Genomic DNA, 278 nt, shown 5'->3' with positions numbered 1-278 from the left:
ATCACCGGCTCTGGCGCAGAAGCCAATGCCAGTGTCAGTGTGACTATCAGCGATGGTTCGAATAACCAATCGCGGACCGTGACGGCTGATGGCGCAGGTACATGGACTATCAGTGGTAGTGAGTTTGATGTCAGCAGCTTTAATAATGGCACGCTCACCGTCAGCGCCACACAAAGTGATGCGGCGGGTAACACCTCCAGTGCAACCAGCACCTCAGTGATTTTAGATAACGCAGCACCGAATGCCTTGACGATTGCCACCCCGATTGAGGTTGATGG

The 278-nt window shown here is 53.6% G+C and carries 1 protein-coding gene; it reads left to right on the top strand.

All coding sequences use genetic code 11. The features are described 5' to 3' along the window. Positions 1-278 (top strand): Ig-like domain-containing protein (locus H5183_RS21550; protein WP_182732695.1); only part of this gene is annotated, 278 nt, incomplete at both ends.

It is taken from the genome of Pseudoalteromonas sp. SR44-8 (assembly GCF_014163635.1).
In the GTDB taxonomy this organism is placed as follows: Bacteria; Pseudomonadota; Gammaproteobacteria; order Enterobacterales; family Alteromonadaceae; genus Pseudoalteromonas; species Pseudoalteromonas rhizosphaerae.
This window is presented reverse-complemented; position numbering and strand designations above follow the sequence as displayed.